Annotated in this window: 21 protein-coding genes and 1 pseudogene; 13 read left to right on the top strand and 9 right to left on the bottom strand. The window is 61.9% G+C overall.

Features of this window, described 5'->3' with window-relative positions:
• Nucleotides 1–128: 128 nt before the first annotated feature.
• The 3 genes from recQ (at nucleotide 129) to KI237_RS22285 (ending at nucleotide 4,891) form a co-directional block, all read left to right on the top strand.
• Nucleotides 129–2,255, top strand: a complete 2,127-nt coding sequence (gene recQ, locus KI237_RS22295) for a DNA helicase RecQ (RefSeq protein WP_212797084.1) — start codon at nucleotides 129–131, stop codon at nucleotides 2,253–2,255.
• Between the two features lie 117 nt (nucleotides 2,256–2,372).
• The gene (locus KI237_RS22290; protein WP_212797083.1) at nucleotides 2,373–2,807 is read left to right on the top strand and encodes a MarR family transcriptional regulator; all 435 of its coding nucleotides are present in this window, start codon (nucleotides 2,373–2,375) and stop codon (nucleotides 2,805–2,807) included.
• Between the two features lie 113 nt (nucleotides 2,808–2,920).
• A complete protein-coding gene (locus tag KI237_RS22285; RefSeq protein WP_212797082.1) occupies nucleotides 2,921–4,891 on the top strand; it encodes a FimV/HubP family polar landmark protein in 1,971 nt (656 codons plus the stop codon).
• A gap of 168 nt (nucleotides 4,892–5,059) precedes the next feature.
• On the opposite strand, the gene KI237_RS22280 is transcribed toward KI237_RS22285, so the two are convergent.
• Complete coding sequence (locus KI237_RS22280; RefSeq protein WP_212797081.1) at nucleotides 5,060–7,261, bottom strand: patatin-like phospholipase family protein; 2,202 nt, start codon at nucleotides 7,259–7,261, stop codon at nucleotides 5,060–5,062.
• 71 nt (nucleotides 7,262–7,332) lie between these two features.
• Between KI237_RS22280 and KI237_RS22275 the strand changes: the two genes are divergently transcribed.
• Nucleotides 7,333–7,620 (top strand): Rdx family protein, encoded by a 288-nt coding sequence (locus KI237_RS22275; RefSeq protein ID WP_212797080.1) that lies wholly within the window; start codon nucleotides 7,333–7,335, stop codon nucleotides 7,618–7,620.
• Here the strand turns inward: KI237_RS22275 and KI237_RS22270 are convergent.
• Both KI237_RS22270 and KI237_RS22265 read right to left on the bottom strand, forming a co-directional pair.
• Nucleotides 7,614–8,504, bottom strand: a complete 891-nt coding sequence (locus tag KI237_RS22270) for a DMT family transporter (protein WP_212797079.1) — start codon at nucleotides 8,502–8,504, stop codon at nucleotides 7,614–7,616. The genes KI237_RS22275 and KI237_RS22270 overlap by 7 nt on opposite strands.
• A gap of 92 nt (nucleotides 8,505–8,596) precedes the next feature.
• Entirely contained in the window at nucleotides 8,597–9,346 is a 750-nt protein-coding gene (locus KI237_RS22265; RefSeq protein WP_212797078.1) for a helix-turn-helix transcriptional regulator, read from the bottom strand.
• 135 nt (nucleotides 9,347–9,481) lie between these two features.
• Here KI237_RS22265 and KI237_RS22260 point away from each other — a divergent pair, with 135 nt between their 5' ends.
• Complete coding sequence (locus KI237_RS22260; protein WP_212797077.1) at nucleotides 9,482–10,300, top strand: UDP-2,3-diacylglucosamine diphosphatase; 819 nt, start codon at nucleotides 9,482–9,484, stop codon at nucleotides 10,298–10,300.
• Between the two features lie 85 nt (nucleotides 10,301–10,385).
• The gene (locus KI237_RS22255) at nucleotides 10,386–10,652 is read left to right on the top strand and encodes a hypothetical protein (RefSeq protein WP_212797076.1); all 267 of its coding nucleotides are present in this window, start codon (nucleotides 10,386–10,388) and stop codon (nucleotides 10,650–10,652) included.
• 57 nt (nucleotides 10,653–10,709) lie between these two features.
• Here KI237_RS22255 and KI237_RS22250 read toward each other — a convergent pair whose 3' ends face one another.
• A complete protein-coding gene (locus KI237_RS22250; RefSeq protein WP_212797075.1) occupies nucleotides 10,710–11,300 on the bottom strand; it encodes an HD domain-containing protein in 591 nt (196 codons plus the stop codon).
• A 14-nt stretch (nucleotides 11,301–11,314) separates the two neighbouring features.
• Complete coding sequence (locus KI237_RS22245; protein WP_212797074.1) at nucleotides 11,315–11,626, bottom strand: Mpo1-like protein; 312 nt, start codon at nucleotides 11,624–11,626, stop codon at nucleotides 11,315–11,317.
• Between the two features lie 159 nt (nucleotides 11,627–11,785).
• Between KI237_RS22245 and KI237_RS22240 the strand changes: the two are divergent.
• Nucleotides 11,786–12,846, top strand: a pseudogene (locus tag KI237_RS22240) (AraC family transcriptional regulator).
• Here the strand turns inward: KI237_RS22240 and KI237_RS22235 are convergent.
• On the bottom strand, nucleotides 12,803–14,257 hold the full coding sequence (locus KI237_RS22235) for a TrkH family potassium uptake protein (protein WP_212797073.1): 1,455 nt from the start codon (nucleotides 14,255–14,257) through the stop codon (nucleotides 12,803–12,805). The pseudogene KI237_RS22240 and the gene KI237_RS22235 sit on opposite strands and share 44 nt — an antisense overlap.
• Before the next feature lie 160 nt (nucleotides 14,258–14,417).
• Between KI237_RS22235 and KI237_RS22230 the strand changes: the two genes are divergently transcribed.
• Nucleotides 14,418–14,981, top strand: a complete 564-nt coding sequence (locus KI237_RS22230; RefSeq protein ID WP_212797072.1) for an NAD(P)H nitroreductase — start codon at nucleotides 14,418–14,420, stop codon at nucleotides 14,979–14,981.
• A 109-nt stretch (nucleotides 14,982–15,090) separates the two neighbouring features.
• Here the strand turns inward: KI237_RS22230 and KI237_RS22225 are convergent, their stop codons facing one another.
• The 3 genes from KI237_RS22225 to phhA form a co-directional block, all read right to left on the bottom strand.
• On the bottom strand, nucleotides 15,091–16,284 hold the full coding sequence (locus KI237_RS22225; RefSeq protein WP_212797071.1) for an amino acid aminotransferase: 1,194 nt from the start codon (nucleotides 16,282–16,284) through the stop codon (nucleotides 15,091–15,093).
• Nucleotides 16,284–16,640, bottom strand: a complete 357-nt coding sequence (locus tag KI237_RS22220; RefSeq protein ID WP_212797070.1) for a 4a-hydroxytetrahydrobiopterin dehydratase — start codon at nucleotides 16,638–16,640, stop codon at nucleotides 16,284–16,286. Before KI237_RS22220 ends, KI237_RS22225 begins: the two co-directional genes overlap by 1 nt.
• 98 nt (nucleotides 16,641–16,738) lie before the next feature.
• Nucleotides 16,739–17,524: a phenylalanine 4-monooxygenase gene (gene phhA, locus KI237_RS22215; RefSeq protein ID WP_212797069.1), complete on the bottom strand. Its 786-nt coding sequence runs from the start codon at nucleotides 17,522–17,524 to the stop codon at nucleotides 16,739–16,741.
• Nucleotides 17,525–17,824: 300 nt separating this feature from the next.
• On the opposite strand from phhA, the gene KI237_RS22210 reads away from it, so the two are divergent.
• From KI237_RS22210 to KI237_RS22190, 5 genes are all read left to right on the top strand, one after another.
• The gene (locus tag KI237_RS22210) at nucleotides 17,825–19,384 is read left to right on the top strand and encodes a sigma-54-dependent transcriptional regulator (protein WP_212797068.1); all 1,560 of its coding nucleotides are present in this window, start codon (nucleotides 17,825–17,827) and stop codon (nucleotides 19,382–19,384) included.
• Nucleotides 19,385–19,509: 125 nt separating this feature from the next.
• Nucleotides 19,510–20,211 carry a WbqC family protein gene (locus KI237_RS22205; RefSeq protein ID WP_212797067.1) on the top strand — a complete coding sequence of 234 codons (702 nt, stop codon included), beginning with the start codon at nucleotides 19,510–19,512 and terminating at the stop codon, nucleotides 20,209–20,211.
• A 51-nt stretch (nucleotides 20,212–20,262) separates the two neighbouring features.
• Nucleotides 20,263–23,805 carry a glycosyltransferase gene (locus KI237_RS22200; RefSeq protein WP_212797066.1) on the top strand — a complete coding sequence of 1,181 codons (3,543 nt, stop codon included), beginning with the start codon at nucleotides 20,263–20,265 and terminating at the stop codon, nucleotides 23,803–23,805.
• 45 nt (nucleotides 23,806–23,850) lie between these two features.
• Nucleotides 23,851–24,690 carry a class I SAM-dependent methyltransferase gene (locus KI237_RS22195; protein ID WP_212797065.1) on the top strand — a complete coding sequence of 280 codons (840 nt, stop codon included), beginning with the start codon at nucleotides 23,851–23,853 and terminating at the stop codon, nucleotides 24,688–24,690.
• Nucleotides 24,575–25,423, top strand: a complete 849-nt coding sequence (locus KI237_RS22190) for an NAD-dependent epimerase/dehydratase family protein (protein ID WP_212797064.1) — start codon at nucleotides 24,575–24,577, stop codon at nucleotides 25,421–25,423. Before KI237_RS22195 ends, KI237_RS22190 begins: the two co-directional genes overlap by 116 nt.
• Nucleotides 25,424–25,559 lie beyond the last annotated feature (136 nt).

The raw sequence follows: 25,559 nt of genomic DNA, 5'->3' as shown, positions 1-25,559 counted from the left end.
TACTGCCGCGTTTTGTGATGCCCTGCGGCGTCCCGCCGGTTCGAAACGCGCACTTACGATTTGCCGGTGCAGCGTTTGCGATTCTGAACCAGCCTTGCAGGGATGTTTCGGTGATTTTTGGAGTTTCTATGCTCGAACAGGCTCAACGCGTCCTCAAGGACATCTTCGGCTACGACAGTTTCCGTGGCCGCCAGGGTGCCATTATTGAGCGCGTGGCCAGCGGTGGCGATGCCCTGGTGCTCATGCCCACCGGCGGCGGCAAGTCCTTGTGCTTCCAGGTGCCGGCGCTGCTGCGCGACGGCCTGGCGGTGGTGGTCTCGCCGCTGATCGCCCTGATGGACGACCAGGTCGCGACCCTTGAGGAGCTGGGTGTCGCCGCCGCTTCGCTGAACTCTACCCTCAGCGCCGAGCAACAGCGGGACCTGGCGACGTGCATCAAGCGCGGCGAGGTGAAGATGTTGTACCTGGCGCCGGAACGCCTGGTGCAGCCGCGCATGCTGGCGTTCCTGCAGAGCCTGGAAATCGCCCTGTTCGCCATCGACGAAGCTCACTGCGTGTCCCAGTGGGGCCATGATTTCCGTCGTGAATACCTGCAACTGGGGCAGTTGGCGGAACTGTTCCCCGACGTGCCGCGCATCGCCCTGACCGCCACCGCCGACAAGCGCACCCGTGAGGAAATCGTCGAGCGCCTGCATTTGCAGAATGCCGAACGGTTCCTGTCCAGCTTCGACCGTCCCAATATTTTCTACCGCATCGTGCCCAAGGAGCAGCCGCGCAAGCAATTGCTGGCGTTTCTTGCCGAGCGTCGCAGTGATGCCGGCATCGTCTATTGCCTGTCGCGCAAGAAGGTCGATGAAGTGGCGGCGTTTCTTTGTGAACAAGGGTTCCCGGCGTTGCCGTATCACGCTGGGCTGCCCAACGACCTGCGGGCCTATCACCAGAAGCGCTTCCTCAACGAGGAAGGTCTGATCATGGTGGCCACCATTGCGTTCGGTATGGGCATCGACAAACCCAACGTGCGGTTTGTCGCGCACCTGGACCTGCCCAAGTCCCTCGAGGCGTATTACCAGGAAACCGGGCGTGCCGGCCGTGATGGCTTGCCGGCCGACGCCTGGATGGCCTACGGCCTGCAAGACGTGGTGATGCTCAAGCAGATGTTGCAGAACTCCGAAGGCGATGAGCGGCACAAGCGCCTGGAGCAGCACAAGCTCGACGCGATGCTCTCGCTGTGCGAAGAAACCCGCTGCCGTCGCCAGACCCTGCTGGCCTATTTTGACGAAGACATGCCCCAGCCGTGCGGGCATTGCGACAACTGCGTCGATGGCGTGGAAACCTGGGACGCCACCGAGCCGGCCCGCCAGGCGTTGTCGGCGATTTTTCGCACCGGCCAACGCTACGGTGTCGGGCATCTGGTGGACGTGTTGCTGGGCAAGGACAACGAGAAGGTCCGCAGCTTTGGCCACCAGCACCTGTCGGTGTTCGGTGTGGGCAAGGCACGCACCGAGAGTGAGTGGCGTTCATTGTTCCGACAACTGGTGGCCCGCGGTCTGGCCGACATCGACCTGGAAGGCTATGGCGGCCTGCGCCTGAGTGCGACTTGCCGGCCCCTGCTCAAAGGCGAGGTCACCCTGGAACTGCGCCGCGACCTCAAGCCGGCAACGGCGGTCAAGAGCAGCAAGAGCCAGGCCAGCCAACTGGTGCGCGGCGAAGAGCGCGATCAATGGGAAGCCTTGCGTGCCTTGCGGCGCAAGTTGGCCGAGGAGCACGGCGTTCCACCGTACGTCATCTTCCCCGACTCGACGCTGCTGGAAATGCTTCGCAGCCAACCCACCTCCCTGGCGGAAATGGCCCGGGTCAGTGGCGTGGGCGCGCGCAAGCTGGAACGCTATGGCGAGGCCTTCCTCCAGGTACTGGGCGGCGAGGCCGAAGCACCGAAGGCCGTGGCCGATGTCCGCCACGAGCTCATCACCCTGGCTCGGGCCGGCATGACGCCGTTGCAGATCGCCGGGCAATTGCAATGCTCGGAAAAGAACGTCTACACGATGCTGGCCGAGGCCATCGGCAAACAGCAGCTATCACTGGAACAGGCACTGGATCTCCCCGAAGAGCTGATGGGTGAGGTGCAGGACGCGTTCCTGGATGGCGAAGGCGAGTTACCACCAGTGTCTGAAGTCGCTGCATTGTTTGTCGGACGGGTTCCCGAAGGCGTGCTGTATTGCGTCAGGGCTGCGTTGCAGTCGGAATTTGAAGTCTGATCAGTGAGTTGCGCTCCTTTAACGATTCAGTACAAGGCGAGCCTTGCTTGAATCCAAAGCTCATGCTTAGCTGACTAATAATTAGTTTTTCTCTATTTCAGATCTGATGAGTTTTTTATGCCGTTAACCGATCAACACCGTTTTGGCATGCAGTTGGCGCAAATGTCTCGAGGCTGGCGTGCCGAACTGGATCGTCGCCTGGCCGGGCTGGGCCTTTCCCAGGCGCGTTGGCTGGTGCTGTTGCACCTGGCTCGTTTCGAACAGGCGCCGACCCAGCGTGAACTGGCCCAGAGTGTCGCCGTCGAAGGCCCGACCCTGGCCCGGTTGCTCGATAGCCTGGAATCCCAGGGGCTGGTGCAGCGCCAGGCCGTGGCGGAGGACCGCCGGGCCAAGAAAATCGTGCTCTGCGCACCGGCCCTCCCGTTGATCGAACAAATCGAAACCATTGCCACGCAACTGCGTCGTGAGCTGTTCGAAGGGGTCGACGAAGCGGACATGCGCGTGTGCATGCGGGTCCACGGTACGATCCTGGCCAACCTGGAAAGATCCTGAGGCATATCCCTGGCGTCAGACTTTTGAGATTCGGCGATTAGCGAACTATAACCAGTACTAAGTGATCGTATTGGATGCGTTTACGCCCAGTCTGGTAGTCGAAAGGGATACCCATGCTTGAAAGTTTGCAGTCCACGTTGCGCGGTTGGATCAACGTGTCGGTCGTCGTGGGTGCCCTGGGGTATTCGGCTTTGGCGTCGGCGCTGGGGCTGGGGGACATCACGCTCCATTCCGCCCTGAACCAGCCGTTGCGCGCCGATATCGCCCTGGTCGATGTGGCCGGGATCGGCGAGGGCGATCTGTCGGCCAGCCTGGCGAGCCTGGACGATTTCAACCGGGCGGGTGTGGAGCGGGCATTCTTTCTCAACAACCTGCGCTTCACGCCGGTGTTGCGCGGTGAGCGCAGCTTCATTCGGGTGACCTCCAGCAAACCGGTGGAGGAACCGTTTCTCAATTTCCTGGTGCAGCTCAATCAGCCCAACGGGCGCCTGCTGCGCGAATACACCGTGCTGATCGACCCGCCGGGCACGGCGGGTATCGTGTCGGTCCGTGAAGAACCTTCCGAGGCCCCGCCGTCCATCAAGCCACCCCCGGCGGTACAGGGCAAGCGCTACACCGTGGTGCCGGGGGACAACCCCTGGCTCATCGCCACGCGCCTGCATGACGCCGGCAGCAACGCATCGGTCAATGAGCTTATGCAAGGCATCCAGGCCTTGAACCCTGGCAGCGATCGGCTTTCCATCGGCCAGCGCTTGTTGCTGCCCGACTCGGCCGTGCTGCCGACGTCTACTGCAACCCCTGCCGGCCAGGCCCCCGCCGCGTCCGATGAACAATTGGCCGCCAGCGTGCTGCAAAATCAGCAGCAACAGAAGACGATCGAGGCGCTGCAGGCCAGGATTCAGGCCCAGGATGAGGAAATCGCCGGCCAGCGCAAGCAGATCAGCGAATTGCAGGCCCGATTGGCCGAAGTTGCGCCAGCCCCCGTTGCCTCGGCGCAACCGCAACCGCAACCGCAACCAGCGTCCCCGGTGTCGGAACCGGTACCGGACGCACAGCCCGTGACTGAGCCAGTGGCCGAGCCAGAGGGGATCAATTGGTCATGGTTGGCGGGGTTGGTGGGGCTGTTGGGGTTGCTGGCGCTGTTACTGTTCGTTCGGCGTCGGCAGCAGCAGGCCGAGTTGGAGCCGATGAGCGGACGTCCCGAGCCGATGCTGGAGGAGGGCGACGAAGCTTTTGCATCAATTCCCGATACGGAGCCGTCCGAGACCGCGGCGTCGTTCAATAACGGGGACGCGCCGCAGGGTGATGTGCTGGAGGGCGTCGGGATCTACTTGACCTACGGTCGTTTCACCGAGGCCGCAGGGCTGTTGCGCGCGGCGTTGCTGGCGGAGCCGGAACGCACCGACCTGGGCCTCAAGTTGCTGGAAGTACTGGGCAAGCAGGGTGATGTCATCGGTTTCCAGGCCCAGGAACATCATCTGCTGGCACAGGGTATCGATGCCGGGACGTTGGAGGAAATCCGCGGGCGCTATCCCAAGGTTGCCATGATCGCCGCGCCGACAGTGGCGTCGGTACAACCTCAGGTACCGGTTCTTGCAGCTGCTCCGGCACCGACACCTGCTCCTGAGCGTGAGCCGGTACCGGGTGACGAGTTCGAGTTGGATCTGGATGCACTGTCCATGGAGACCAGCTGGGACCTCGCCGATGCCCAGGACAACACTGCGGGTAAAGGGGCTGTTTCACAACGTGCCGCCGAGGGCTTGTCGCTTTCAGGTTTCGACGAACCGGACCTGCAATGGGAATCGCCTCTGGAAACCGAGTCGCTGGACGATGCCTTCCTCGATAGTTTCGCCGACGAAGAGCAGTCGCTGGAGTTTGAGCCGCTGGCCCTTGAACCTGTTTCCCTGGACACCCTGTCCCTCGAACCTCAGGCCCCGGAACACTCGGTCAAGCTGGAACAGGCCCAGAATTGCATCGACGATGGGGACCTGAAAACCGCCGTCTCCCTGCTTGAGGAGCTGCTCGAAGAGGGTGACGAAGCTCTCAAGCAGACCGCCCGGGTGTTGCTGGCAGGGATTCGCTAAGTGCTATCGAGGTTGTAGCTGCTGGCCGCATCGCGAGCAGGCTCGCTCCCACAGGGATTTGTGGTGGACAGCCATTGCGCGGACACCCCGGACCCCATGTGGAAGCGAGCGTGCTCGCGATAGCGGCCTGTCAGGCTGTCAATCCTGTCCAGGCAAACGCTCATCCCCTCAAAATGTCTGCCCCAGGTTCAGATACACCGCCTGTTCATCATCATCGTTAAAGCCATAGCTGAAATTCAGTGGCCCCAGCGGTGTATCGAAGCCTACGAAAATGCTGGCGGCGTTGATGTAGCCGCTGTCGAATTCGTTGTCGTTGTTCCAGGCCCGGCCGCGTTCCAATGAGCCGCCGATGTACAGCGGGAAGTCCAGTGGCAGATAGGCCCGGGGTGTGAGGCGGCGGTAATACACGGTACGCATCAGGCTGATGTTCTGCCCGGATACCCCGTCTTCGCGAAAGCCTGACAGTTGCCGCGCGCCACCGAGCACAAAGCTGGAAGTCACGACCTCAGCAGTGTCCAGTGTTCGACCGTAGCGCCCGCCCAGGATAAAGGTGTTCGGGCCGCTGCTCAGGGCCTTGTCCAGCTTGAACTCCCACTGCCGGTAACGCTGGTCGGAACCCAGCCCCGGTTCGTATTGGCGCCAGCTCAGGCCGATGTCTTCCCCTTCGTGGGGGAAATACACGTTGTCGAATGAATCGAAGGAGTACTTGAGCTCATAGAAACCTTCATTGAAGTTTTCGCTGGGTTGGTCATGGTCGCCAATGCGCACATCCGCCTTGCCCCAGGCCTGGCCGACACCGAAGCGGATTTCGCCGTTGTTGCCGATCTGGCGGCCTACGTTCAGCCCGAAGCCATAGCGCTCGACGCGATACTGGGCCACCGGATCGTTGTCCAGGATGGACTCCACGTTGCGGGATTCGAATTGCCCGTAGGGGGCGATGAAGTAGCGTGAACCGACATCCAATGGCTGGTAGAACTCGCTGTACAGCTCCTGCTTGTCGCCGATCTGCGCCCGGGTCAGCCATTCGGCACCCAGGCGATTGATGCCGTTGACCCGATAGCTGGCCCCCAGGTTGAAAGCGCTGTCGCCGCGCATGTCGTCCGACAGGCTCAGGCCCAGCCGCAGGTAGTCGGTGCCGGTGCGTCTTCCCCGGGCGCTGATCACCAGCGTGTGATCCGGGCCCTTGCGAGCCACGCGGTATTGCACCTGTTCGAAGTAGTCCAGGCCATAGAGCGTGCCCATGTCGGTCTGCAAGCGGCCCAGGTCCAGTGGCTCGCCGATCTTCTGGCGAACGTAATAGCGGATCACGTCATCGCCGACTTTCGAGTCGTTCTCCACACGAATGGCGGTGATGACCGGCGTGCGCTCGCTGGGGGTGCGTGCGGCCATGAGCTGGGCATCGTGCGCCTCGGACGGGCGTAGAGGAGCCAGGCGTGCCTCAAGTATCCGCGTGGCACGGTAACCGGCGTCGATCATGTCCTGGGCCCGGCCGAAATCGGTAGAGCCGAAGCTCGCCAGCGCCGGCTGGATCAGCACGTCGTCTTTCTTCAGCGTTGCCAGTTGCTCTTCAGAGTTGCGCCGGGTCATCAGGGTGGTCGATTGGTTCAGCACATCGACCACTGTGACCAGTTGCTTGCGGTTGCGCAGGGGCGTACCGATATCGACCACGATGGCCACGTCCACACCCATTTCCCGGGCCACGTCCAAAGGGATGTTGTCGGACATGCCGCCGTCCACCAGCAGCCGGCCGTCCAGTTCCACCGGGGCGAACACCGCCGGGATCGACATGCTGGCGCGAATGACCTTGGGCAGGTGGCCTTTGCCGAACACGACTTTTTCGCCCGTGGCGATGTCAGTGGCGACTGCGCGAAACGGGATCGGCAGTTTGTCGAAGTCCCGTGTATCGCTGGCGTGGGCCAGCAGGCTTTCGAGCAGCAGGGCCAGGTTCTGGCCCTGGATGACCCCCAAGGGCAGGCCGAGGCTGCCGTCGTCACGAAAGCTCAGTTTCTGTTTGACCAGGAAGTCGCGGTCATCCTGCTTGCGCCGGAAGGGCACGTCCTTGCGTGGCGGCGCATCGGACAGAGCCTGTTGCCAGTCGATGCCCAGGGCGAGTTTTTCCAGTTCGTCGATCTTGTAGCCCGAGGCATACAGCCCGCCGATTACCGCGCCCATGCTGGTGCCGGCGATGGCATCGATCTTGATGCCTTGCTCTTCCAGGGCCTTGAGCACGCCGATGTGGGCCAGCCCCCGTGCGGCGCCGCCGGACAGCACCAGGCCGATTTTCTGGCGTGGCGCCTCGACGGCGGGCTCGTTGGCATGGCCGAGCAGGGGCAACAGCAACAGAAGCAGGAGGGGCAGGAGGCGGCGCATCGTCAATCTCGGGGCGGGCGATCAAAGGCGGGTATTATACCGACGCCTTCGAACCCAGGAGTCCACCCGCCATGACCGAACACAAACCGGAAGTCGTCATCACCTATTGCACCCAGTGCCAGTGGCTGTTGCGCGCTGCCTGGCTGGCCCAGGAACTGCTCAGCACCTTCGCCGATGACTTGGGCAAAGTGTCCCTGGTGCCGGGCACCGGCGGTGTGTTCCACATCAGTTGCGACGGCACGCAGATCTGGGAGCGCAAGGCCGATGGCGGTTTTCCCGAAGCCAAGGTTCTCAAGCAGCGGGTCCGCGACCGGATCGACCCGGCGCGGGACCTGGGCCACAACGATCGGGTTCAGTGAGACGCGGCTTGGGCGCCAACCCCCGGTTTCTTCGAACCGCCCAGTTGGCTTGAGATCACGATGGCCGCGATGATCACCGTGCCGCCCAGCAGCATGCGCAGGGTCGGGCGCTCGTCGAACAGCCACCAGGCCATGGTGATGCCGTAGACCGGCTCCATGGCGAACACCACCGCCGCCGTGCGGGCCTTGATCACCGCCAGGCTGGCGACGAACAGGCTGTGGGCCAGGCCGGTGCAGAACACGCCGAGCAAGCCGATCCACAACCAGTCGATGGGGCGCACGTCGCTCAATTGTGGCGCGGCCATTGGCAGCAGGCACAACCCGACCACCACGTTCTGGCACAGCGCGGCTTGCACCGGCGGGACGTGCGCCGAACCGGCGCGGTTGGTCAATGACAACAGGGAAAACAGCAGGCCCGAGGCCACGGCCCACAGCAAACCGGTGGTAGCGCCGCTGGCCAGGTCGACGTTCGGCGTGACCAACACCAGGCCGACGCTCACCAGCACCACCAAGCAGATTTCATTGGCGCGAATCCGTTCGCGGAAGATCAGCCCTTCAAGCAACACCGTGAAGGCCGGGAAACTGGCGAACCCCAGCGTGGCGATCGCCACGCCAGCCACCTTCACGGCGATGAAGAAACTCACCCAATGCCCGGCCAGCAACAACCCCCCAAGCAGCAATCGCCGGCCATCCTGGGCCCGCAGTTTCTGCCAGCGGCTGTTGCTGGCGAACCGGGCAAACAGTGCCAGGGCGAGCACGGCGAAGACGGCGCGACCGAACACAATGACCGCCGGCGAGGCGGCGGCGAGTTTGCCGAAGACACCGGTCAGGCCAAACATGAGTGCGCCAATGTGCAGGGCGCCGAGGGCAGTACGGGGCGTCATTTCAATCCTTGTCCAACGGTTGAGCGTCAGGGTATTGAACCTGTTGCGGACCGTTTCTGTCTGTCGCGATCCTAGCGATTTTTAGCGCGAATCTAGCGCTGACGCCGCAGCCTGCCCGGCGAGAGGCCGAATTCGCGCAGCACCGCCGCGGCAAAGGCACTCTGGGAGCTGTAGCCGACCCGCTGGCCGATCTCGCCGATGGGCAGCTGCGATTCACGCAACAAGGCCACGGCCTTGTGCAAGCGGCGGCTGCGGATGTAATCCATCGGGGTTTGCCCGCACTCGGCGACAAAGCGCGCGTGCAGGCGGGCGTTGGAGAGACCGGCGACTCGCGCCAGGTCCGCCACTTGCAGCGGATAGGCGGCGTTCTGGTCGATGTGGGCGTTGAGTGCGGCGTAGGGCAGGCGCCGGCCGCCGAGGGTTTCCTGGCGAGCGTTATTGAGACTCGCCAGCAGCAGCACCGCGCCTTGCTGGGCGATCACCGGATCATCCACCGGGCTACCCGCCAACCAACTGACCAACTGGCTTTGCCCCGCATCCAGGGGCAGGCGAGCGGTGTCGTCAAGCAAACGGCGGCTGGCGTCGGCGTGATCCCCCAGGCATTGGCCGACCCAATCATCACTGGGCACATCCAACACCAGGCAACGGCTGCCGTGGGGGCTGCCGCAGGCGTGATGCGCACCGGCCGGTATCACCACGAAGCTCTGTTGCACCACCTGGCTGCCCTGGCCTTCAACCTCGAAATCCAGCGCGCCAGATAGCCCAAACACCAATTGGGCATGGTCATGGCTGTGGACGATCAAGTCGTGGCTGTAGTGGCGTAGCGTGAGGATCGGTCTCATCGCGGTCTCCCGTGTCAGGCCGCCAGCATACACCGAGGGCGCAACGCCCGGCGCTGTCATGCAATGGACTTGCGTTTGTCATGGGCCATTAACCGCTGGCGTGCACAGTGGCGAAAACGATCAGAGGGTTGCCCAATGACCAGCGCCGAGCTCGCCAGGCCCAGCCGCAAACAGCGTGTTCGCACCCTGTGGATTTCCGATGTGCACCTGGGCACCCGGGATTGCCAGGCCGAGCACCTGTCGCAGTTTCTCAAGGGCTACCACGCCGACAAGATCTACCTGGTGGGGGACATCATCGACGGCTGGAAACTGCGCGGTGGCATGTATTGGCCCCAGGCCCACACCAACGTCATTCGCCGCTTGCTGACCATGAGCAAGCGCGGCACCGAAGTGATCTACGTCACTGGCAATCATGACGAATTCCTGCGGCGCTATTCGAAGCTGATCCTGGGCAATATCCAGTTGGTGGATGAAGCTGTGCACGTCACTGCCGATGGTCGGCACTTGTTGGTGATTCATGGCGACCAGTTCGATGTCATCACGCGGTACCACCGTTGGCTGGCGTTTCTCGGGGACTCGGCCTACGAGTTCACCCTCACGCTGAACCGCTGGCTCAACCATTGGCGGGCCCGTTACGGCTACGGTTACTGGTCGTTGTCGGCGTACCTCAAGCACAAGGTCAAGACCGCTGTGAGCTTCATCAGCGACTTCGAAGAAGCCATCGCCCACGAGTGTGTGAAGCGCGAACTGCATGGTGTGGTCTGTGGGCATATCCACCATGCCGAGATGCGGATGGTGGGCGAGGTGGAGTACCTCAATTGTGGCGATTGGGTCGAATCCTGCACGGCGCTGATCGAGCACTGGGACGGGTCGATCGAGTTGTATCGGTTGGCGGAGGCCCAGGCGCGCGACGCGCTGGTCAAGGCTGAGTTGAAAGTGACCGAGCCGGTGTAGGCCTTCATGACGCCATCGCGGGCAAGCCTTGCTCCCACACGTACCCACCGCCTATGAGCGCCGACAACACCTGTGGGAGCAAGGCTTGCTTCCACAGGTACCCACCGCCTATGAGCGCCGACAACACCTGTGGGAGCAAGGCTTGCTTCCACAAGTACCCACCGCCTATGAGCGCCGACAACACCTGTGGGAGCAAGGCTTGCTTCCACAAGTACCCACCGCCTATGAGCGCCGACAACACCTGTGGGAGCAAGGCTTGCTTCCACAAGTACCCACCGCCTATGAGCGCCGACAACACCTGTGGGAGCAAGGCTTGCTTCCACAAGTACCCACCGCCTATGAGCGCCGATAACACCTGTGGGAGCAAGGCTTGCCCGCGATGGACCGCGCAGCGGTCCCCAGCAATCTGTCAGCCAGAAGGCTGCTCCGCCATCGCCGCCTTGTAGATCGACTGCTTCGGCGTGGCGAACACACTTTCCAGCATCGGCTCGAAGAAGCTCAGCGCTAGGGTGTCGTACTCGGGGTCGAACGCCGCCGCGTCATATCTCGCACAAAAGTCGACTGTCGCCTGGTACTGCGGATGTTCAAGAAACTGCTCGCGCAGGTGCCGGTCCATGCCCAGGTGATGAAAGAAGTAATAGCCCTGGAAAATCCCGTGCTTCTCCACCATCCACAGGTTTTCGGCGCTGACGAAGGGCTTGAGGATCGCCGCGGCGATGTCCGGGTGGTTATACGAACCCAGGGTGTCGCCGATGTCGTGGAGCAGGGCGCAGACCACGTATTCCTCGTCCCGTCCGTCACGGTAGGCACGGGTGGCGGTTTGCAGGGAGTGGGTCAGGCGGTCCACCGGGAACCCGCCGAAATCGCCGTCCAGCAGCTTCAAGTGGGCCAGGATCCGCCCCGGCAATTGCCGGGCATAGGCGCTGAAGTCGGCTGCGATGATCGCCCAGTCTTCCTGGGTGCCGTCCTGCATGTGGGTAAAGCGTGCATGAGTGTTCATAGGCAATCCTTTGGCTAGAACGCCACCTTGCCCAGCAGCATGTCGCGGTACATGACGAAATCGCCGAGCAGGCTGTAGAGCGGATGCTGGAAGGTGGCGGGACGGTTTTTTTCGAAGAAGAAGTGCCCGACCCAGGCAAAGCCGTAGCCGGCCACGGGCAGGGCGAGCCACAGCCACCCGCTACCAACAACGACGGCCATCACGAGCACCAGGATGACCAGGGAGGTGCCGATGAAATGCAATCGTCGGCACGTGCTGTTGCTGTGTTCGCCGAGGTAATACGGGTAGAACTCGGCGAAGGTATTGAATCGTTTGGCGTTTTCCAAGACTGCAGGCTCTTTGGTTATTGTTCTGGTGGGGTTTGCATTTATCAACTGATTGAAGTCTAGAGCCACCATTAGCAACGGCCAGTGACAATCAGCGCCACTTTAGTATCCTTCGCAAATCCAGCCGTACCCTGCGGCTCGTCATGCAAGTAAAACGTCATGAACGAACGAACGACTTCTTCAAGCTGGGCGATGGGTATTGTCAAGGCGTTGGAAATGGACGGTCTGGATTGTCGGGTGCTGTTCAAGCAACTGGGGCTGGACTTTGATGCGCTGGACGATCCGGATGCGCGGTTCCCCCAGGACTCGATGACGCGGCTCTGGCAACGGGCGGTGGAATTGTCCGGTAACCCGGCCATTGGCTTGAACATGGGGCGGGTGGTGCGCCCGGCCTCGTTCCATGTGGCGGGCTACGCCTTGATGTCCAGTCGCACGCTGGCGGAGGGCTTCCAGCGACTGGTGCGATACCAGCGGATCATTGCCGAAAGCGCCGACTTGAGTTTTCGCCGGTTGGAAGAAGGCTATGGGCTGATCTTGACGGTGCACGGCGACCATTTGCCCCCACTCGTCAAAGTGCCGAAGCATCCCTGGCCTGTGCGTTGGCCCTGTGCAACTGGCTGACCGGACGTACCTTGCACCCGGTAAAAGTGCTGTTCCAAGGCGCCGAACCCCTGGACCCGGTGCCTTATCAGCGAGCCTTCTGCGCGCCGCTGGTGTTCGGCGCGTCTTATGACGCGCTGATTTTTGAACGGGCCGACATGGAGGCGCCGCTACCTACGGCCAACGAAGCCATGGCGCAGTTGCATGACCGGTTTGCCGGTGAGTACCTCGCGCGGTTTTCGGAAAGCCGTGTGACCCACAAGGCGCGACAAGTGTTGTGCCGACTGTTGCCCCAGGGCGAGCCCAAGCGTGACGTGGTGGCGCAGACGCTGCACCTGTCGCAGCGCACCTTGCAGCGGCGCTTGCAGGAGGAGGGCACCAGTTTCCAGAGTTTGCTGGAGGACACCCGTCGCGAGCTGGCCGAGCAGTACCTGGCGCAACCGGGCATGACACTGCTGGAAATTGCTTATCTGCTGGGGTTTGCCGACCCGAGCAATTTTTTCCGGGCCTTCCGCCGCTGGTTCGACACCACGCCTGGCGAATACCGGGCGCGGTTGGCGAGCCAACCTGAAGCGGTCAGTGACGCCAGAACGCCGGGATACACAGCACGAACACCGTGATGATCTCCAGTCGGCCCAGCAGCATGCCGCCTGACAGAATCCACTTGGCCGCGTCCGGCAGCGGTGCGAAGTTGCCGGCTGGCCCGATGGTTTCCCCCAACCCCGGGCCGACGCCGGACACGGTACTGGCGGCACCGGTCAGCGCCGTCATCCATTCCACGCCCAGCAGCGACAGCAGCAGGGCGATCACGCAGATGGTGATGGCGAAGAAGAACGAGAACGTAAGGATCGAGCGGACGATTTCTTCGTCGAGGCGATGACCGTTGTATTTCTGCTTGATCACCGCGCGGGGGTGGATCAGTTGATTGAGGTTGGCCCGCAGCAGGATGTAGGCGACCTGGAAGCGGAAGATCTTGATCCCGCCGGCCGTCGAGCCCGAACAACCGCCGACGAATCCCAGGTAGAAGAACAGCATCAGCGAAAAGTTGCCCCACAGGCTGTAGTCGCCCAGGGCGAAACCGGTGGTGGTGACGATGGACGTCACGTTCAGCGCCACGTGCCGCAGCGCGTCCAGCCAATGCAGGTCCGTGGTCGCCCAATACCAGGTGCCGAGTACCAGCCAGGTCACCAGCAGCACGCCGATAAGCCCCTGGACCTGCTGGTCCTTGATCAGCGCCCGGCGATTGCCTCGCAGCATCGAGACATACAGGGCAAACGGCAGGCTGCCGAGGATCATGATGACGATGGCGACCCAGTGCACCGCCGGCTGGGTCCATTTTGCCAGGGACAGGTCCGAGGTGGAGAAGCCGCCGGTGGAGATCGCTGACATCGAATGGTTGATGGCATCGAACAGGCTCATCCCGGCCCACCACAGCGCGAGGGTGCCGAGAATGGTGATGCCCACGTAGGACGCCACGATCAGCCGCGCCACCATGTGGGAACGGGGCATGACTTTTTCCGAGCGGTCCGACGATTCGGTCTGGAACAGCCGCATGCCACCGATGCGCAGCAGGGGCAGGATCGCCACCGCCATGCCGATGAAGCCGATACCGCCGAGCCAGTGCAGCAGCGAGCGCCACATCAGGATGCCCGGGGACATGGTGTCCAGCCCGCTCAACACGGTGGCGCCGGTGGCGGTGATCCCCGACATGCTCTCGAAGAACGAATCGGTATAGCTGATGTGCTGGGTCAGCAGGAAGGGCAGGGCGGCGAAGATACACACCACCAGCCAACTGCTGACGGTCAGCAAGTACATGTCGCGCGGGCGCAGGTGGATGTGTTCCGGACGCCCGGGAAGCACCAGGGCCAGGCCGGCGAGGAAGGTGATCATGCTCGACCAGAGGAACGACGGCAGGTCGCCGGTGCGCTCGAAGATCATCAGCGTGGCCATGGGCACGACCATGAAGATCGCCAGGGTGATCAGGAAGATGCCGATGATGAAACCAATGATCCGCAGGGTCGGCAACGCCATGAAGTCCGCTCAGGCTGAAAGGGAGGGCGCCATTCTACCCGCGACCGGCGTCCTGTAAACCGGCACCCGGTGCCGAGTGGCAGCCGGGCCGTAGAATTTGCGCTAACGAACTCGCCGCACAGCCACTAGAATAGCCGGACATTTTTTCAGGAGGTGGCCGATGCAGGCTCTCGACGCTTTGCTCAACCGTGTTTCCGTCCCGCGCCTGGTGGACCCGGCCCCCACGCCGGAACAGCGCGAGATCATGTTCGCCGCGGCCATGCGGGCGCCGGATCACGGCCAGTTGCGGCCATGGCGTTTCCTGACGGTCGAAGGGCAGGCGCGGCATCGCATGGGCGAACTGCTGGCCGAAGCAGCGCGGTTCAATGACCCGCTGGTACCGGAAGCCGTCGTGGAAAAGGCCCTCAACGGCCCATTGCGCGCGCCCCTGGTCGTGGTAGTGATCGCCCGTCTGCAGGACCATTTCAAAATCCCCAAGTCCGAGCAACTGTTGGCGGCCGGCTGCGCGGCCCATGGCATCTTGTTGGCGGCTTATGCCCAAGGGGTTGGCGGCGTGTGGCGCACCGGTGAACTGGCGTACTCGCCGCATGTGGCCAGGGGGCTTGGCCTTGAGGACGGGGAAGAGGTGATCGGTTTCCTCTACCTGGGCACGCCGCAGAAAGAAGCGCGCACGGCGCCGCAGGTGGAAACTGCCGAATTTGTCAGCGAGTGGACAGGCCCGTAGGAGCTGTCGAGCGAAGCGAGGCTGCGATCTTTCCCCAGACACTTGAGTCTCAAGTGAAAGATCAAAAGATCACAGGCTTCGCCAGCTCCAATTACAGGGTGTGCTCCGGTTACTTGCAGACCTCGGCAATTGCCTCGGCCAGCAGGTTAAGGCGCGTGGCGTCGATGCCGGCCACGTTGGCCCGGCCGGTGCCGACCATGTAGACACTGTGGCGCTCGCGCAGGTGCTTGACCTGTTCTGGCGTCAGGCCGGTGTAGGAGAACATCCCGCGTTGCAAGCCGATATGGGCGAAGCGCTCGCGCAAACCATGGGGTTCAAGGGCCTCCAGCAAGCCGCTGCGCAATTGCGCGATGCGCAGGCGCATGGCCTGGACTTCATCGGCCCACAGGCTCTTGAGCTCCGGGGTGCCGAGAATGGTCGCCACCACGGCCGCACCATGATCCGGCGGTGTCGACCACAGGTTGCGGGCGATGTTTGCCAGTTGGCTGCGGATGTCCACCAGCTTCTCGGCATCCCGGGCACAGACGATCAACGCACCTGTACGATCGCGGTAGAGGCCGAAGTTCTTCGAGCAGGAACTGGTGACCAGCACTTCCGGCAGGGCTTGGGCAAATAACCGGACTGCCCAGGCGTCCTGCTCCAACCCATCGCCGAAGCCCTGGTAGGCGAAGTCGATCAGTGGCAGCAGGTCGCGGTTGCGCACCACCTCCAACACCTGACGCCATTGCTCATGGGACAGGTCGAAACCAGTGGGGTTGTGGCAACAGGCGTGCAGCAGCACCACATCACCCTTGGGCGCCTGGTTCAGGGCCGCCAGCATTGCTTCGAAATCCAGGCGATTATCAGCGCCCACGTACGGGTAGTGACTGACCTTGACCCCAGCCGCGGCGAAGATGGTTTCGTGGATCGGCCAGGTCGGATTGCTCAGCCAGACGCCACGGCCCGGCAGGCATTGGGCGATGAAGTCGGCGCTCAGGCGCAGGGCGCCGGTGCCGCCCGGTGTCTGGGTGGCCCCCGCGCGTTTTGCGCTGATCAGCGGCGAGTCGGTGCCCAGCACCAGTTCATTGATCAACTGGCCGAACGCGGCGTCGCCATGGCCGCCGATGTAGGTCTTGGTGGTCTGGCGATCCACCAGCCGTTGTTCAGCCTGTTTCACTGACTGAAGAATCGGCGTCAGGCCTTGGGCATCCTTGTAGACGCCCACGCCCAGATCGAACTTGCTCGGGTTGGCGTCCGCCCCGTAGGCCTCCATCAGGCCCAGGATCGGGTCACCGGGTACCCGGCCGATGGCGTCGAAATGCATTACTTGCGGCCCTCGGCCGTCTTGGCCACGTCATCGGTGCGGGCGGCCATGATGAAGTCGTTGCGGTGCAGGCCCTTGATGGAGTGGCTCCACCAGGTCACGGTGACTTTGCCCCATTCGGTGAGCAGGCCAGGATGGTGGCCTTCGGCCTCGGAAATTTCACCGACAGCGTTGGTGAACGCCAGGGCGTGCTTGAAGTTCTTGAACAGGAATACTTTTTCCAGTTGCATCACGCCGTCGCGCACTTCGATGTTCCAGTCGGGGATCTGCTTGATCAGCACCGGCAGTTCTTCGTCGCTGACTTGTGGGGCATCGGCGCGGCAGGCTTCGCAATGGGCTTTGTTCAGAGTGTTCATGGTGTGTTCCTGGATCGAATTCTTGAAAACGTCGATGCACCCACGCTAAAGCAAAGCCGCGTTGTGCAACAGACTCAATTGAGATTAAAAGACGCGGTTCACGCAGCCTTTGGTGGAAATTTCGGGGCGTGCAAGCCCAGTTCCCGACCGCGCTTTACCATGCCCATGATGTCTTCGTGGGCCAGGTCGAACAGGCGCTTGAGCTCGGGCAGCACGAAATACACCGGTTGCAGGATGTCGATGCGATACGGCGTGCGCATGGCTTCCAGTGGATCGAAGGCCTGGTGCTCGGGCTCCTCGGACAGGCAGTACACGGTTTCCTTGGGCGAGGACAGGATCCCGCCACCGTAGATGCGCCGGCCTTGCGCTGTCTCTACCAGGCCGAACTCGATGGTCATCCAATACAGGCGCGCCAGGTAGACGCGTTCTTCCTTGGACGCCTGCAGGCCGAGTTTGCCGTAGGTGTGGGTAAATTCCGCAAACCAGGGGTTGGTCAGCAATGGGCAGTGGCCGAAGATCTCGTGGAAAATGTCCGGCTCTTGCAGGTAATCCAGCTCTTCCCGGGTACGAATGAAGGTCGCCACCGGAAACTGTTTGCTGGCGAGCAATTCGAAGAAAGTCTGGAAGGGGATCAGCGCCGGCACCCGAGCGACTTGCCAGCCCGTGGTCTCACCCAGCACTTGGTTGATTTCGCCCAGTTGCGGGATACGGTCGTGGGGCAGGCCAAGCTTGTCGATGCCGTCCAGGTATTCCTGGCACGCGCGGCCTTCGATGACTTTCAGCTGGCGGGTGATCAGCGTGTTCCACACTGCGTGTTCTTCGGCGGTGTAGTGGATAAAACCTTGCGCATCGGGCTCGCGGGCCACGTACTGCGTCTGCTTCATGCTGCTCTCCTGCTGATTTCCCTCGAGGGGATACGTGTTTGTTGTTATGTCCAGCGATGTATTAGAGATAACTCGAAGTCGCGGCATGTGCAGCACGTTGACAAAGGGAGGGCTGGTAAGAGAAAGGCAAATTCGTAAAATTTTCGTTACGAATTGACCCCGGCTACGATGTTGTCGGGATTTCCTGGTGGGAATCGGCCTACAACTGTCACATAATCTTGACGACTATTTGCGCTGCCACGCAGAAAAACGTTGTGGCGAGGGCGCGTCTTTCTATCTCACACGCACCTGGGCCTTTTCATGCGCATCAAAGTCCATTGCCAGAACCGCATCGGCATCCTGCGGGACATCCTCAACCTGTTGGTGGAGTACGGCATCAACGTCGCCCGAGGGGAGGTGGGTGGCGAGCATGGCAACGCGATCTACCTGCATTGCCCGAACCTGATCAACATCCAGTTCCAGGCGCTGCGTCCGAAATTCGAAGGCATTGCCGGGGTATTTGGCGTCAAGCGTGTAGGGCTGATGCCCAGCGAGCGTCGGCACATGGAACTCAACGCCTTGCTCGGCGCCTTGGAATTCCCGGTGCTGTCCATCGACATGGGCGGCTCCATCGTTGCGGCGAACCGGGCGGCGGCGCAGTTGCTCGGGGTGCGGGTGGACGAGGTGCCGGGGATTCCCCTGTCCCGCTATGCCGAGGATTTCGATTTGCCGGAACTGGTGCGGGCCAACCAGTCGCGCATCAACGGCCTGCGGGTCAAGGTCAAGGGCGATGTGTTCCTGGCCGACATCGCGCCATTGCAATCGGAGCACGACGACAGCGAAGCCATGGCCGGTGCGGTGCTGACGCTGCACCGGGCCGACCGGGTCGGTGAGCGCATCTACAATGTGCGCAAACAGGAATTGCGCGGCTTCGACAGCATTTTCCAGAGCTCCAAGGTCATGGCGGCGGTGGTTCGTGAGGCCCGGCGCATGGCACCGCTGGACGCGCCGCTGTTGATAGAGGGGGAAACCGGCACCGGCAAGGAGCTGCTGGCCCGCGCCTGTCACCTGGCGAGCCCGCGCGGGCAATCGCCCTTGATGGCGCTCAACTGTGCCGGGCTGCCGGAGTCCATGGCCGAGACCGAGTTGTTCGGCTACGGCCCCGGTGCTTTTGAAGGCGCCCGGGCCGAAGGCAAGCTTGGCCTGCTGGAACTGACCGCCGGGGGAACGCTGTTCCTCGATGGGGTCGGGGAAATGAGCCCGCGCCTGCAAGTGAAACTGCTGCGCTTCCTGCAGGACGGTTGCTTCCGGCGGGTCGGCAGCGATGAAGAGGTGTACCTGGACGTCCGGGTGATCTGCGCCACCCAGGTGGACTTGTCCGAACTCTGCGCCCGGGGCGAATTCCGCCAGGACCTGTACCACCGCTTGAACGTACTGTCCCTGCATATTCCGCCACTGCGCGAATGCCTGGACGGATTGACGCCGCTGGTGGAGCACTTTCTCGACCAGGCCAGCCGCCAGATCGGCTGTGCCTTGCCAAAACTGGCGCCGGCAGCGATGGAGCGCCTGAGCCACTACCATTGGCCGGGCAATGTCCGGCAACTGGAAAACGTCTTGTTCCAGGCGGTTTCCCTGTGCGACGGCGGGAAGGTCAAGGCCGAGCACATTCGCCTGCCGGACTACGGCGTGCGCCAGCCCCTTGGCGATTTCTCCCTTGAGGGCGGGCTCGATGAAATCGTCGGCCGTTTCGAGAAAGCGGTGCTGGAGCGCCTCTACTCCGAGCACCCCAGCAGCCGGCAACTGGGCAAGCGGCTGGGGGTTTCCCATACGACCATTGCCAATAAGTTACGGGAGTATGAGGTCGGCAAGACTGACCCGTAGCGGGGGCGTTTTTTCCCTGGTATGGGATTTGCTAGATCGTGGCCTGTCCCCCGCTTATTCATAGAGGGTGGCGATTTTTTGACAGGGCAAGGGGCCCGGTTTCGGCTGCGTACGTGAGGCTCAGGATGCAAAAGAAAATAGCTGTGGTGCAGTCGAACTACATACCTTGGAAGGGGTATTTCGATCTGATCCGTAGCGTCGATGCGTTCATCCTCTATGACGATGTCCAGTACACCCGCAGTGACTGGCGCAACCGCAACAAGATCAAGACGGCCCAGGGTGAGCATTGGCTGAGTATTCCAGTCAAGAAGAAAGGCCGTCTCGGCCAGTTGATCAACGAAGTCCAGATCAACAGTCCGGATTGGGCCGCTGCGCACTGGAAGACCATTGAGCAAAGCTACCGCCGCGCACCTTGCTTCGCCCAGATGGAGGCGCCGATTCGCGCGCTCTACGAGCAGGCTGCCGACCTCACCCACCTGACCCATATCAACCACCTGTTCATTGCCGGGTTGTGTCCCCTGCTGGGGATCCACACGCCGCTTTACCGTTCCGAGGACCTGGGTGGTGTAGAGGGCAAGAATGAACGCCTGATTCATCTATGCCAGGCCCTTGGGGCCAACGAATACCTCTCCGGACCCGCCGCCAGCCACTACCTCGACGAAGCGGCGTTCGCCGCCAACGGGATCGCGGTGTCGTATATGAGCTATGCCGGCTATCCCGAGTACCCGCAGGTGTACGGCGACTTCCAGCATGCGGTCAGCGTCATCGACCTGTTGTTCAATACCGGCGTGGATGCATCGGCTTTTCTGAAGAAAAGGGCTGCCTGAGCGCGCCTTGCCAGTGACACCCTTTTGATTTGATTCTGGAGATTGCACCCGATGTCGAACCTTACGCAGCTAGACGCTCACTCGCTCGAACAGGCGTTGGCGCGTTTGCGGCTGATGTATGCCAAACCCGAGCATCCGTACTACTTCCTGGCGCCTGCATACCGTGAATCGTCGTCGGGCGTCGTCTCGCTGCACTACCTCTGCCATATGCTCAATCTCAGTGGCCGTGAGGCATACATCTGCGGTACCGAAGTGGTCAATCCAGAACTCAAGACCCCGGTGATCAATTCCGCTATCAAGCAGCGCCATATGGCAGCGGGCAAGGTGCCGATTGCGGTTTATCCCGAGGTGTTCCCCGGCAATCCGCTCAACTGTTCGGTCGTGGCGCGTTTTCTACTGAATTTCGAGGGGTTCCTCACGGGAAATGGCATGGGCGCCGCGCCCACCGACCTGTTTTTCTATTACGCCGCCCGGCTCGCCGAGCACCGTGGCGACCCTGACGGCGACCTGTTGTGCCTGCCGACCATCGACGTCGAAATGTTCTCGACCGTGGGCGCTGGCGCCGTGCGCAAGGGCAGCTATCTCTATCAGAACCGCCACCCGCTGGATCAGATCGACTACGCGCAACTGCCTGCGGATATCCGCCTGCTGAGCATGAGCAATCCCCTGGCCCTGCCTGAGCTGGCCAAGCTGTTGCGCGATGCCGAGGTGATGTACAGCTATGAATGGTCGATGACGTGCGTAATGGCGGCGCTGTGTGGCTGCCCGGTGATATTCATACCGGGACATGGCGTCGACCAGCCACTGCTCGACACCAGTTTCTTCGGCAGTGTCGGCTTTGCCATGCTTGATCAGCCGAACCCGTTGGAACATGCCCGGGCAAGCCTCGGTGACGCCTTGCATCGTTACGTCGAACGCACTGCGTCTTTCTGGCAGCAACTGGATGTGTTCATTGCGAAAACCCAGGCGACTGCCGCTCGTGAGGCGGTCGGCAATCGTCTGGGCGCACTCGAGTGGTTGCGCCAACGCTATCCGACGGCGCAGCAATTGCGTCTGATGAATGAGCGCTTGGCGAACTCGGCGGCGCCCAGCTTCACTGTCCTGGTCCGTGATGACGGCAATCAGTTGGCGCTGGCTCACACCCTGGACAGCCTGGATCGTCAGTTGTACCAGCGCCTGCATGTGTGCGTGGTGGGTGATGCGGACCCGGGGCGTGCCAACGTTCAATGGTTGGCGTGTGATCCGAAGCAGCCAGCGGCAGCGATCAATGGCTTGCTCGAGGGTGTCCAGACCGATTGGTTCATGTTGGTCGAGGCAGGGGAGGAGTTCATCGCCGCGGGGCTGCTGGTGACGGCTCTGAACCTGCTTGATGCACCTGATGGGTGCCTGGCGGTGTACGCCGACGAGGCGTTGCGTACAGGCGGTGTGATCGACCTCTCGTTGCGGCCCGATCTGAACCTGGATTTGTTGTTGGCGTTTCCGGCCAGCCTTTCCCGTCACTGGATGTACCGTCGTGAGGCGCTGGTGCGCTTGAGCGGTTTTGGTAATGCCTGTGGTGACGCCTTTGAATTGGCCTACCAACTGCGTCTGATCACCGAGTGCGGGATGGCGAGTATCGGGCACGTCAGCGAACCCCTGCTGATCGCCAACGAGGTGCGCCAGTCGGGAAGCGCTGATGAACGTGCGGTCATTGATGCGCATCTTCAGGCGCGTGGCTACGGTCAGGCGCGAGCGATTGCGCAGGAACAAGAGCCGGGCCGCTATCGTATCGATTACGGTCACGAGCGGCAGGCCTCGGTCAGCATTCTGATTTACTTGGAAGGACGGTTGGAAAATTTCCAGCGTTGCCTGGAAAGTCTGCTGATGCAGACCGACGCTGTGGACTTCGAGGTCTTGCTGATTGAACCGGGTAACGACGAACCGGCATTGTTGGAGTGGCTGGGGCTGCTCGAACAGATGGGCGAAGGCCGCTTCCAGGTGTTGCGTTTCATGCCGGGACAGTCTCGTGCGGCCATGTGCAACGCGGCGGCGCAGGAGGCGCGCGGCGAGTATCTGCTCTGGCTCGATGCGCAAAGCGCTGTGCTTGAGACAGGATGGTTGCAAGCGTTGCTCAATCACGCCCAGCGCCCGGAAGTCGGCGCCGTCGGAGGCAAGCTGCAAGATAGCCAAGGTCGGATACGCCAGGCGGGTCTTGTCCTGGGACTGGGCGGAACTGTCGGTCGGGCGTTTGAGGGCCTGCCATCCCAGGCATCGGGTTACATGGGACGGCTTGGGCTTGAGCAGAACTGCTCCGCAGTGGGCGGTGAATGCCTGATGCTGAGTCGGGACCTGTTCCTCGAGGCCGATGGCTTCGAGACCGATCCACTGCTGGCACCCTGGACCCATATTGATCTGTGTCTGAAACTGCAGCAGGCGGGATACCTGAACGTTTGGACGCCTTACGCACGTCTGTTGACGGACGCGGTGTCAGAGACCCGTGCAAGCAGCGGGCAGGAGGACGCCTTGTTCGCTCGCTGGTTGCCACAGTTGGCCCGCGACCCTGTCTACAATGCCAATTTCTCACTGCGCGCCGGCGAGGGTTTTGTCCGGGAAAACAAGGACCTGTGCTGGTATCCGCTGCAAGGCAGCGTGCCGAGGGTGCTGGTCTTTGTCACCGAACAACGGGCCGGCGCCTATTCACGACTGGTTCAGCCGTTCAGCACATTGCTTGAAGCGGGGCAGGTCGAAGGCGCGGCTGTTTCGAGTTTGCTGTCGCCGGTGGAAATCGAGCGCCTGGCGCCGACGACCATCGTGTTACAGCGCCCTCTGGATGATGCCGGGCTGCTAACCCTGAGCCGCCTGAGGGCGTTTTCCAAGGCATTTACCGTCTACGATCTGGACGGTTACTTGCCGCAGATGGAATTGAAGGGCGATTACTCTGCCGATGAGCTGCTGGAGCGTCTGCGGTTCGGGATGTTGCAGGCCGATCGGGTGCTGGTCCCCACGCCAGCGCTGGCCGAACTGTTACAGGGTCAGCATGACGACATCCGCGTGCTGGAAACCCTGCTACCGGCTGCATGGGGGCGTATACAAAGCAAGCGCCGCATGGGCTCCAAACCGCGCCTGGGCTGGCTGGGTGGGAAGGATGCTGAACTGCTTGCCGACGTGCTGCCCGCATTGGCTGACGAAGTCGAGTGGGTGGTGCTCGGCGACTGTCCCGCAGCACTGCAGCCCTTTTTGAAGGAATTGCACCCAAGTGTCGCGCAGCAGCAATTGGCAACGGCCTTGGGCGCATTGAATCTGGATCTTGCGCTGGTACCCATGGCTGAAACCCTGGGTAATGCCTGTTCTGGTGATTTGCGTGTCCTGCAGCATGCCGCTTGCGGACATCCGGTCATTTGCAGCCGCGTGCCGGGGTTCATCGGCGGCGAGGTGTTGCCGCTGTCGCGAGTGAGTAATGAGGCGCAAGACTGGATCCGGGCGATTCGCTTGCATCTGGAAGACCGTGAGGCTTCTGCGACGCTGGGGGATACCTTGCAGTCCACTGTGCGAGCGCAGTGGCTGCTTGAAGGCGAGCGTCTGGCTGCCTGGCGACGGGCCTGGTTGGCCGATTGATGCGTACGAATGACTACCTTGGCCGCGCAGCGGAGTGCATGTGACATGAGCAACGATCTTGATACCTTCATCGCAGCCTACAGCGACAGCTTCGGCTACGCGTATGACAACAACATCATTCTCAATTGGTATCCCCAGCGCATCATGGCGCTGTGCACCCAGGCGCAAAGCCTGCTCGAGCTCGGTGTGGGCCACGGTTTCAGCACCCACCGCTTCTCGCAGTTCTTCAGTGGACACACGGTCATCGATGGCTCTGCATCAGTGATCGCCCAATTCAAGGCTCAGTACCCGGACAATACGGCCGAGATCGTCGAAAGTTATTTCGAGACATTCGACACCGACAAACGTTTCGATCTCATCGTGATGGGGTTTGTCCTGGAACATGTCGAAGACCCACAGGCCGTGCTGCAAAGGTTCAAGCGCTTTCTTGCACCGGGTGGTCGCTGCTTCGTGCTGGTGCCCAATGGCGAGTCCCTGCATCGGCGGTTCGGTCATGCTGCCGGACTGCTGGACGACATGATGGCGTTGGGGCGTGGCGATCTGGAACTGGGCCATGTGCGCAGCTATTCGCTACAAACCTTGACCGCTGAACTGGAAGCCGCCGGGCTCCAGGTGGTACGCAAGGAAGGCGTGTTCCTCAAGCCATTCACCACCGGGCAATTGAAGGAACTGAACTTGAATGCGGACATCATCCAGGGCATGTGTACCGTGGGCATTGATTACCCAGAGCTCAGTTGTGCGCTGATGCTTGAAGCGACCGTCCCCAGCCATGAAAAGCCTGGTAATCGGAAGCACGTCGGTCATCGGCAAGGCTGTCGCCGGGGAGTTGTCGCGCTATGGCCAAGTCAAGTTGGCCGGGCGCAGGGCCGCCGATATCGTCTTTGACCTGGGCAGCCCGGTGCCTTGCGCGGTCGACGAGCACTTCGACATCGTCGTGCTGGCCGCTGCCGATTTTGGCGGCCGTCAGCCCGATGACCTGGTTCGCGCCGAGCTGGTCAACAGCGTCGGTACATTGGCTGCCTGCCGTCTGGCCGAACAATGCGGGGCGCGCCATTTTATTTTGTTGTCGTCGCGTTCGGCTTGCGACCAGGAGACGGATCCTTACTTCGGCATCTACTCGCTGTCCAAGCGCCATGCCGAGGAAGTGGCCAGCCTGTATTGCCAAGAGCGCGGCATGGCGTTGAGCATCCTGCGCATCAGTCAGGTCTACGATAGCGGCGAGCAGTGCAGGCCTCACCAACCCCTGCTCTACGCCATCGCCGACAAGGCGCAGATGGGGCAAGCCGTCGAGCTGTATGGCAGCAACGATGCCAGGCGCAACTACCTGCACCTGAGTGACCTTGCCGTGGTCTGCGCGCGGTTGGCAGAGCGGGGCATTGCTGGCTTGTACAACTGCGGCCATGCCGAGTCTCCCCGTCTTTCCGAAATTGCCCAGGCCGCATTCGAGGCGTTTGGCACGCCGGTGGATGTCCGCTTCCTGCCGGAAAAAAACGATATTCCCGATCTGCCTCCCTTTGACTGTGCGCATGAGCTGTACGAGCGAATAGGTTTTACTCCGCAAATAGATGTTCGCCGGGGTTTTGAGCTGATGAGAGTGCACCGGGAGCATCTGTCATGAAGACCGTCATGGTGACTGGCGTAGGTGCCATCATGGGTTATGGCCTGCTCAAGTCGTTGCGTGCCGCGTCCCCCTCTGTTCGCCTGGTCGGCACTGATATCTACGACGATGCTGTCGGTCGCGGCTGGTGCGATGT

This window comes from Pseudomonas sp. St316, from assembly GCF_018325905.1.
Lineage (GTDB): Bacteria > Pseudomonadota > Gammaproteobacteria > Pseudomonadales > Pseudomonadaceae > Aquipseudomonas.
Note: the sequence above shows the minus strand (reverse complement) of the source record. Positions and strands in the feature narration are given on the sequence as shown.

Bases quoted from the DNA above. Each gene is read 5' to 3' on its own strand.
- recQ (WP_212797084.1), top strand. From the start codon at position 129: ATGCTCGAACAGGCTCAACGCGTCCTCAAGGACATCTTCGGCTACGAC.
- KI237_RS22290 (WP_212797083.1), top strand. From the start codon at position 2,373: ATGCCGTTAACCGATCAACACCGTTTTGGCATGCAGTTGGCGCAAATG.
- KI237_RS22285 (WP_212797082.1), top strand. From the start codon at position 2,921: ATGCTTGAAAGTTTGCAGTCCACGTTGCGCGGTTGGATCAACGTGTCG.
- KI237_RS22280 (WP_212797081.1), bottom strand. From the start codon at position 7,261: ATGCGCCGCCTCCTGCCCCTCCTGCTTCTGTTGCTGTTGCCCCTGCTC.
- KI237_RS22275 (WP_212797080.1), top strand. From the start codon at position 7,333: ATGACCGAACACAAACCGGAAGTCGTCATCACCTATTGCACCCAGTGC.
- KI237_RS22270 (WP_212797079.1), bottom strand. From the start codon at position 8,504: ATGACGCCCCGTACTGCCCTCGGCGCCCTGCACATTGGCGCACTCATG.
- KI237_RS22265 (WP_212797078.1), bottom strand. From the start codon at position 9,346: ATGAGACCGATCCTCACGCTACGCCACTACAGCCACGACTTGATCGTC.
- KI237_RS22260 (WP_212797077.1), top strand. From the start codon at position 9,482: ATGACCAGCGCCGAGCTCGCCAGGCCCAGCCGCAAACAGCGTGTTCGC.
- KI237_RS22250 (WP_212797075.1), bottom strand. From the start codon at position 11,300: ATGAACACTCATGCACGCTTTACCCACATGCAGGACGGCACCCAGGAA.
- KI237_RS22235 (WP_212797073.1), bottom strand. From the start codon at position 14,257: ATGGCGTTGCCGACCCTGCGGATCATTGGTTTCATCATCGGCATCTTC.
- KI237_RS22230 (WP_212797072.1), top strand. From the start codon at position 14,418: ATGCAGGCTCTCGACGCTTTGCTCAACCGTGTTTCCGTCCCGCGCCTG.
- KI237_RS22225 (WP_212797071.1), bottom strand. From the start codon at position 16,284: ATGCATTTCGACGCCATCGGCCGGGTACCCGGTGACCCGATCCTGGGC.
- KI237_RS22220 (WP_212797070.1), bottom strand. From the start codon at position 16,640: ATGAACACTCTGAACAAAGCCCATTGCGAAGCCTGCCGCGCCGATGCC.
- phhA (WP_212797069.1), bottom strand. From the start codon at position 17,524: ATGAAGCAGACGCAGTACGTGGCCCGCGAGCCCGATGCGCAAGGTTTT.
- KI237_RS22210 (WP_212797068.1), top strand. From the start codon at position 17,825: ATGCGCATCAAAGTCCATTGCCAGAACCGCATCGGCATCCTGCGGGAC.
- KI237_RS22205 (WP_212797067.1), top strand. From the start codon at position 19,510: ATGCAAAAGAAAATAGCTGTGGTGCAGTCGAACTACATACCTTGGAAG.
- KI237_RS22200 (WP_212797066.1), top strand. From the start codon at position 20,263: ATGTCGAACCTTACGCAGCTAGACGCTCACTCGCTCGAACAGGCGTTG.
- KI237_RS22195 (WP_212797065.1), top strand. From the start codon at position 23,851: ATGAGCAACGATCTTGATACCTTCATCGCAGCCTACAGCGACAGCTTC.
- KI237_RS22190 (WP_212797064.1), top strand. From the start codon at position 24,575: ATGAAAAGCCTGGTAATCGGAAGCACGTCGGTCATCGGCAAGGCTGTC.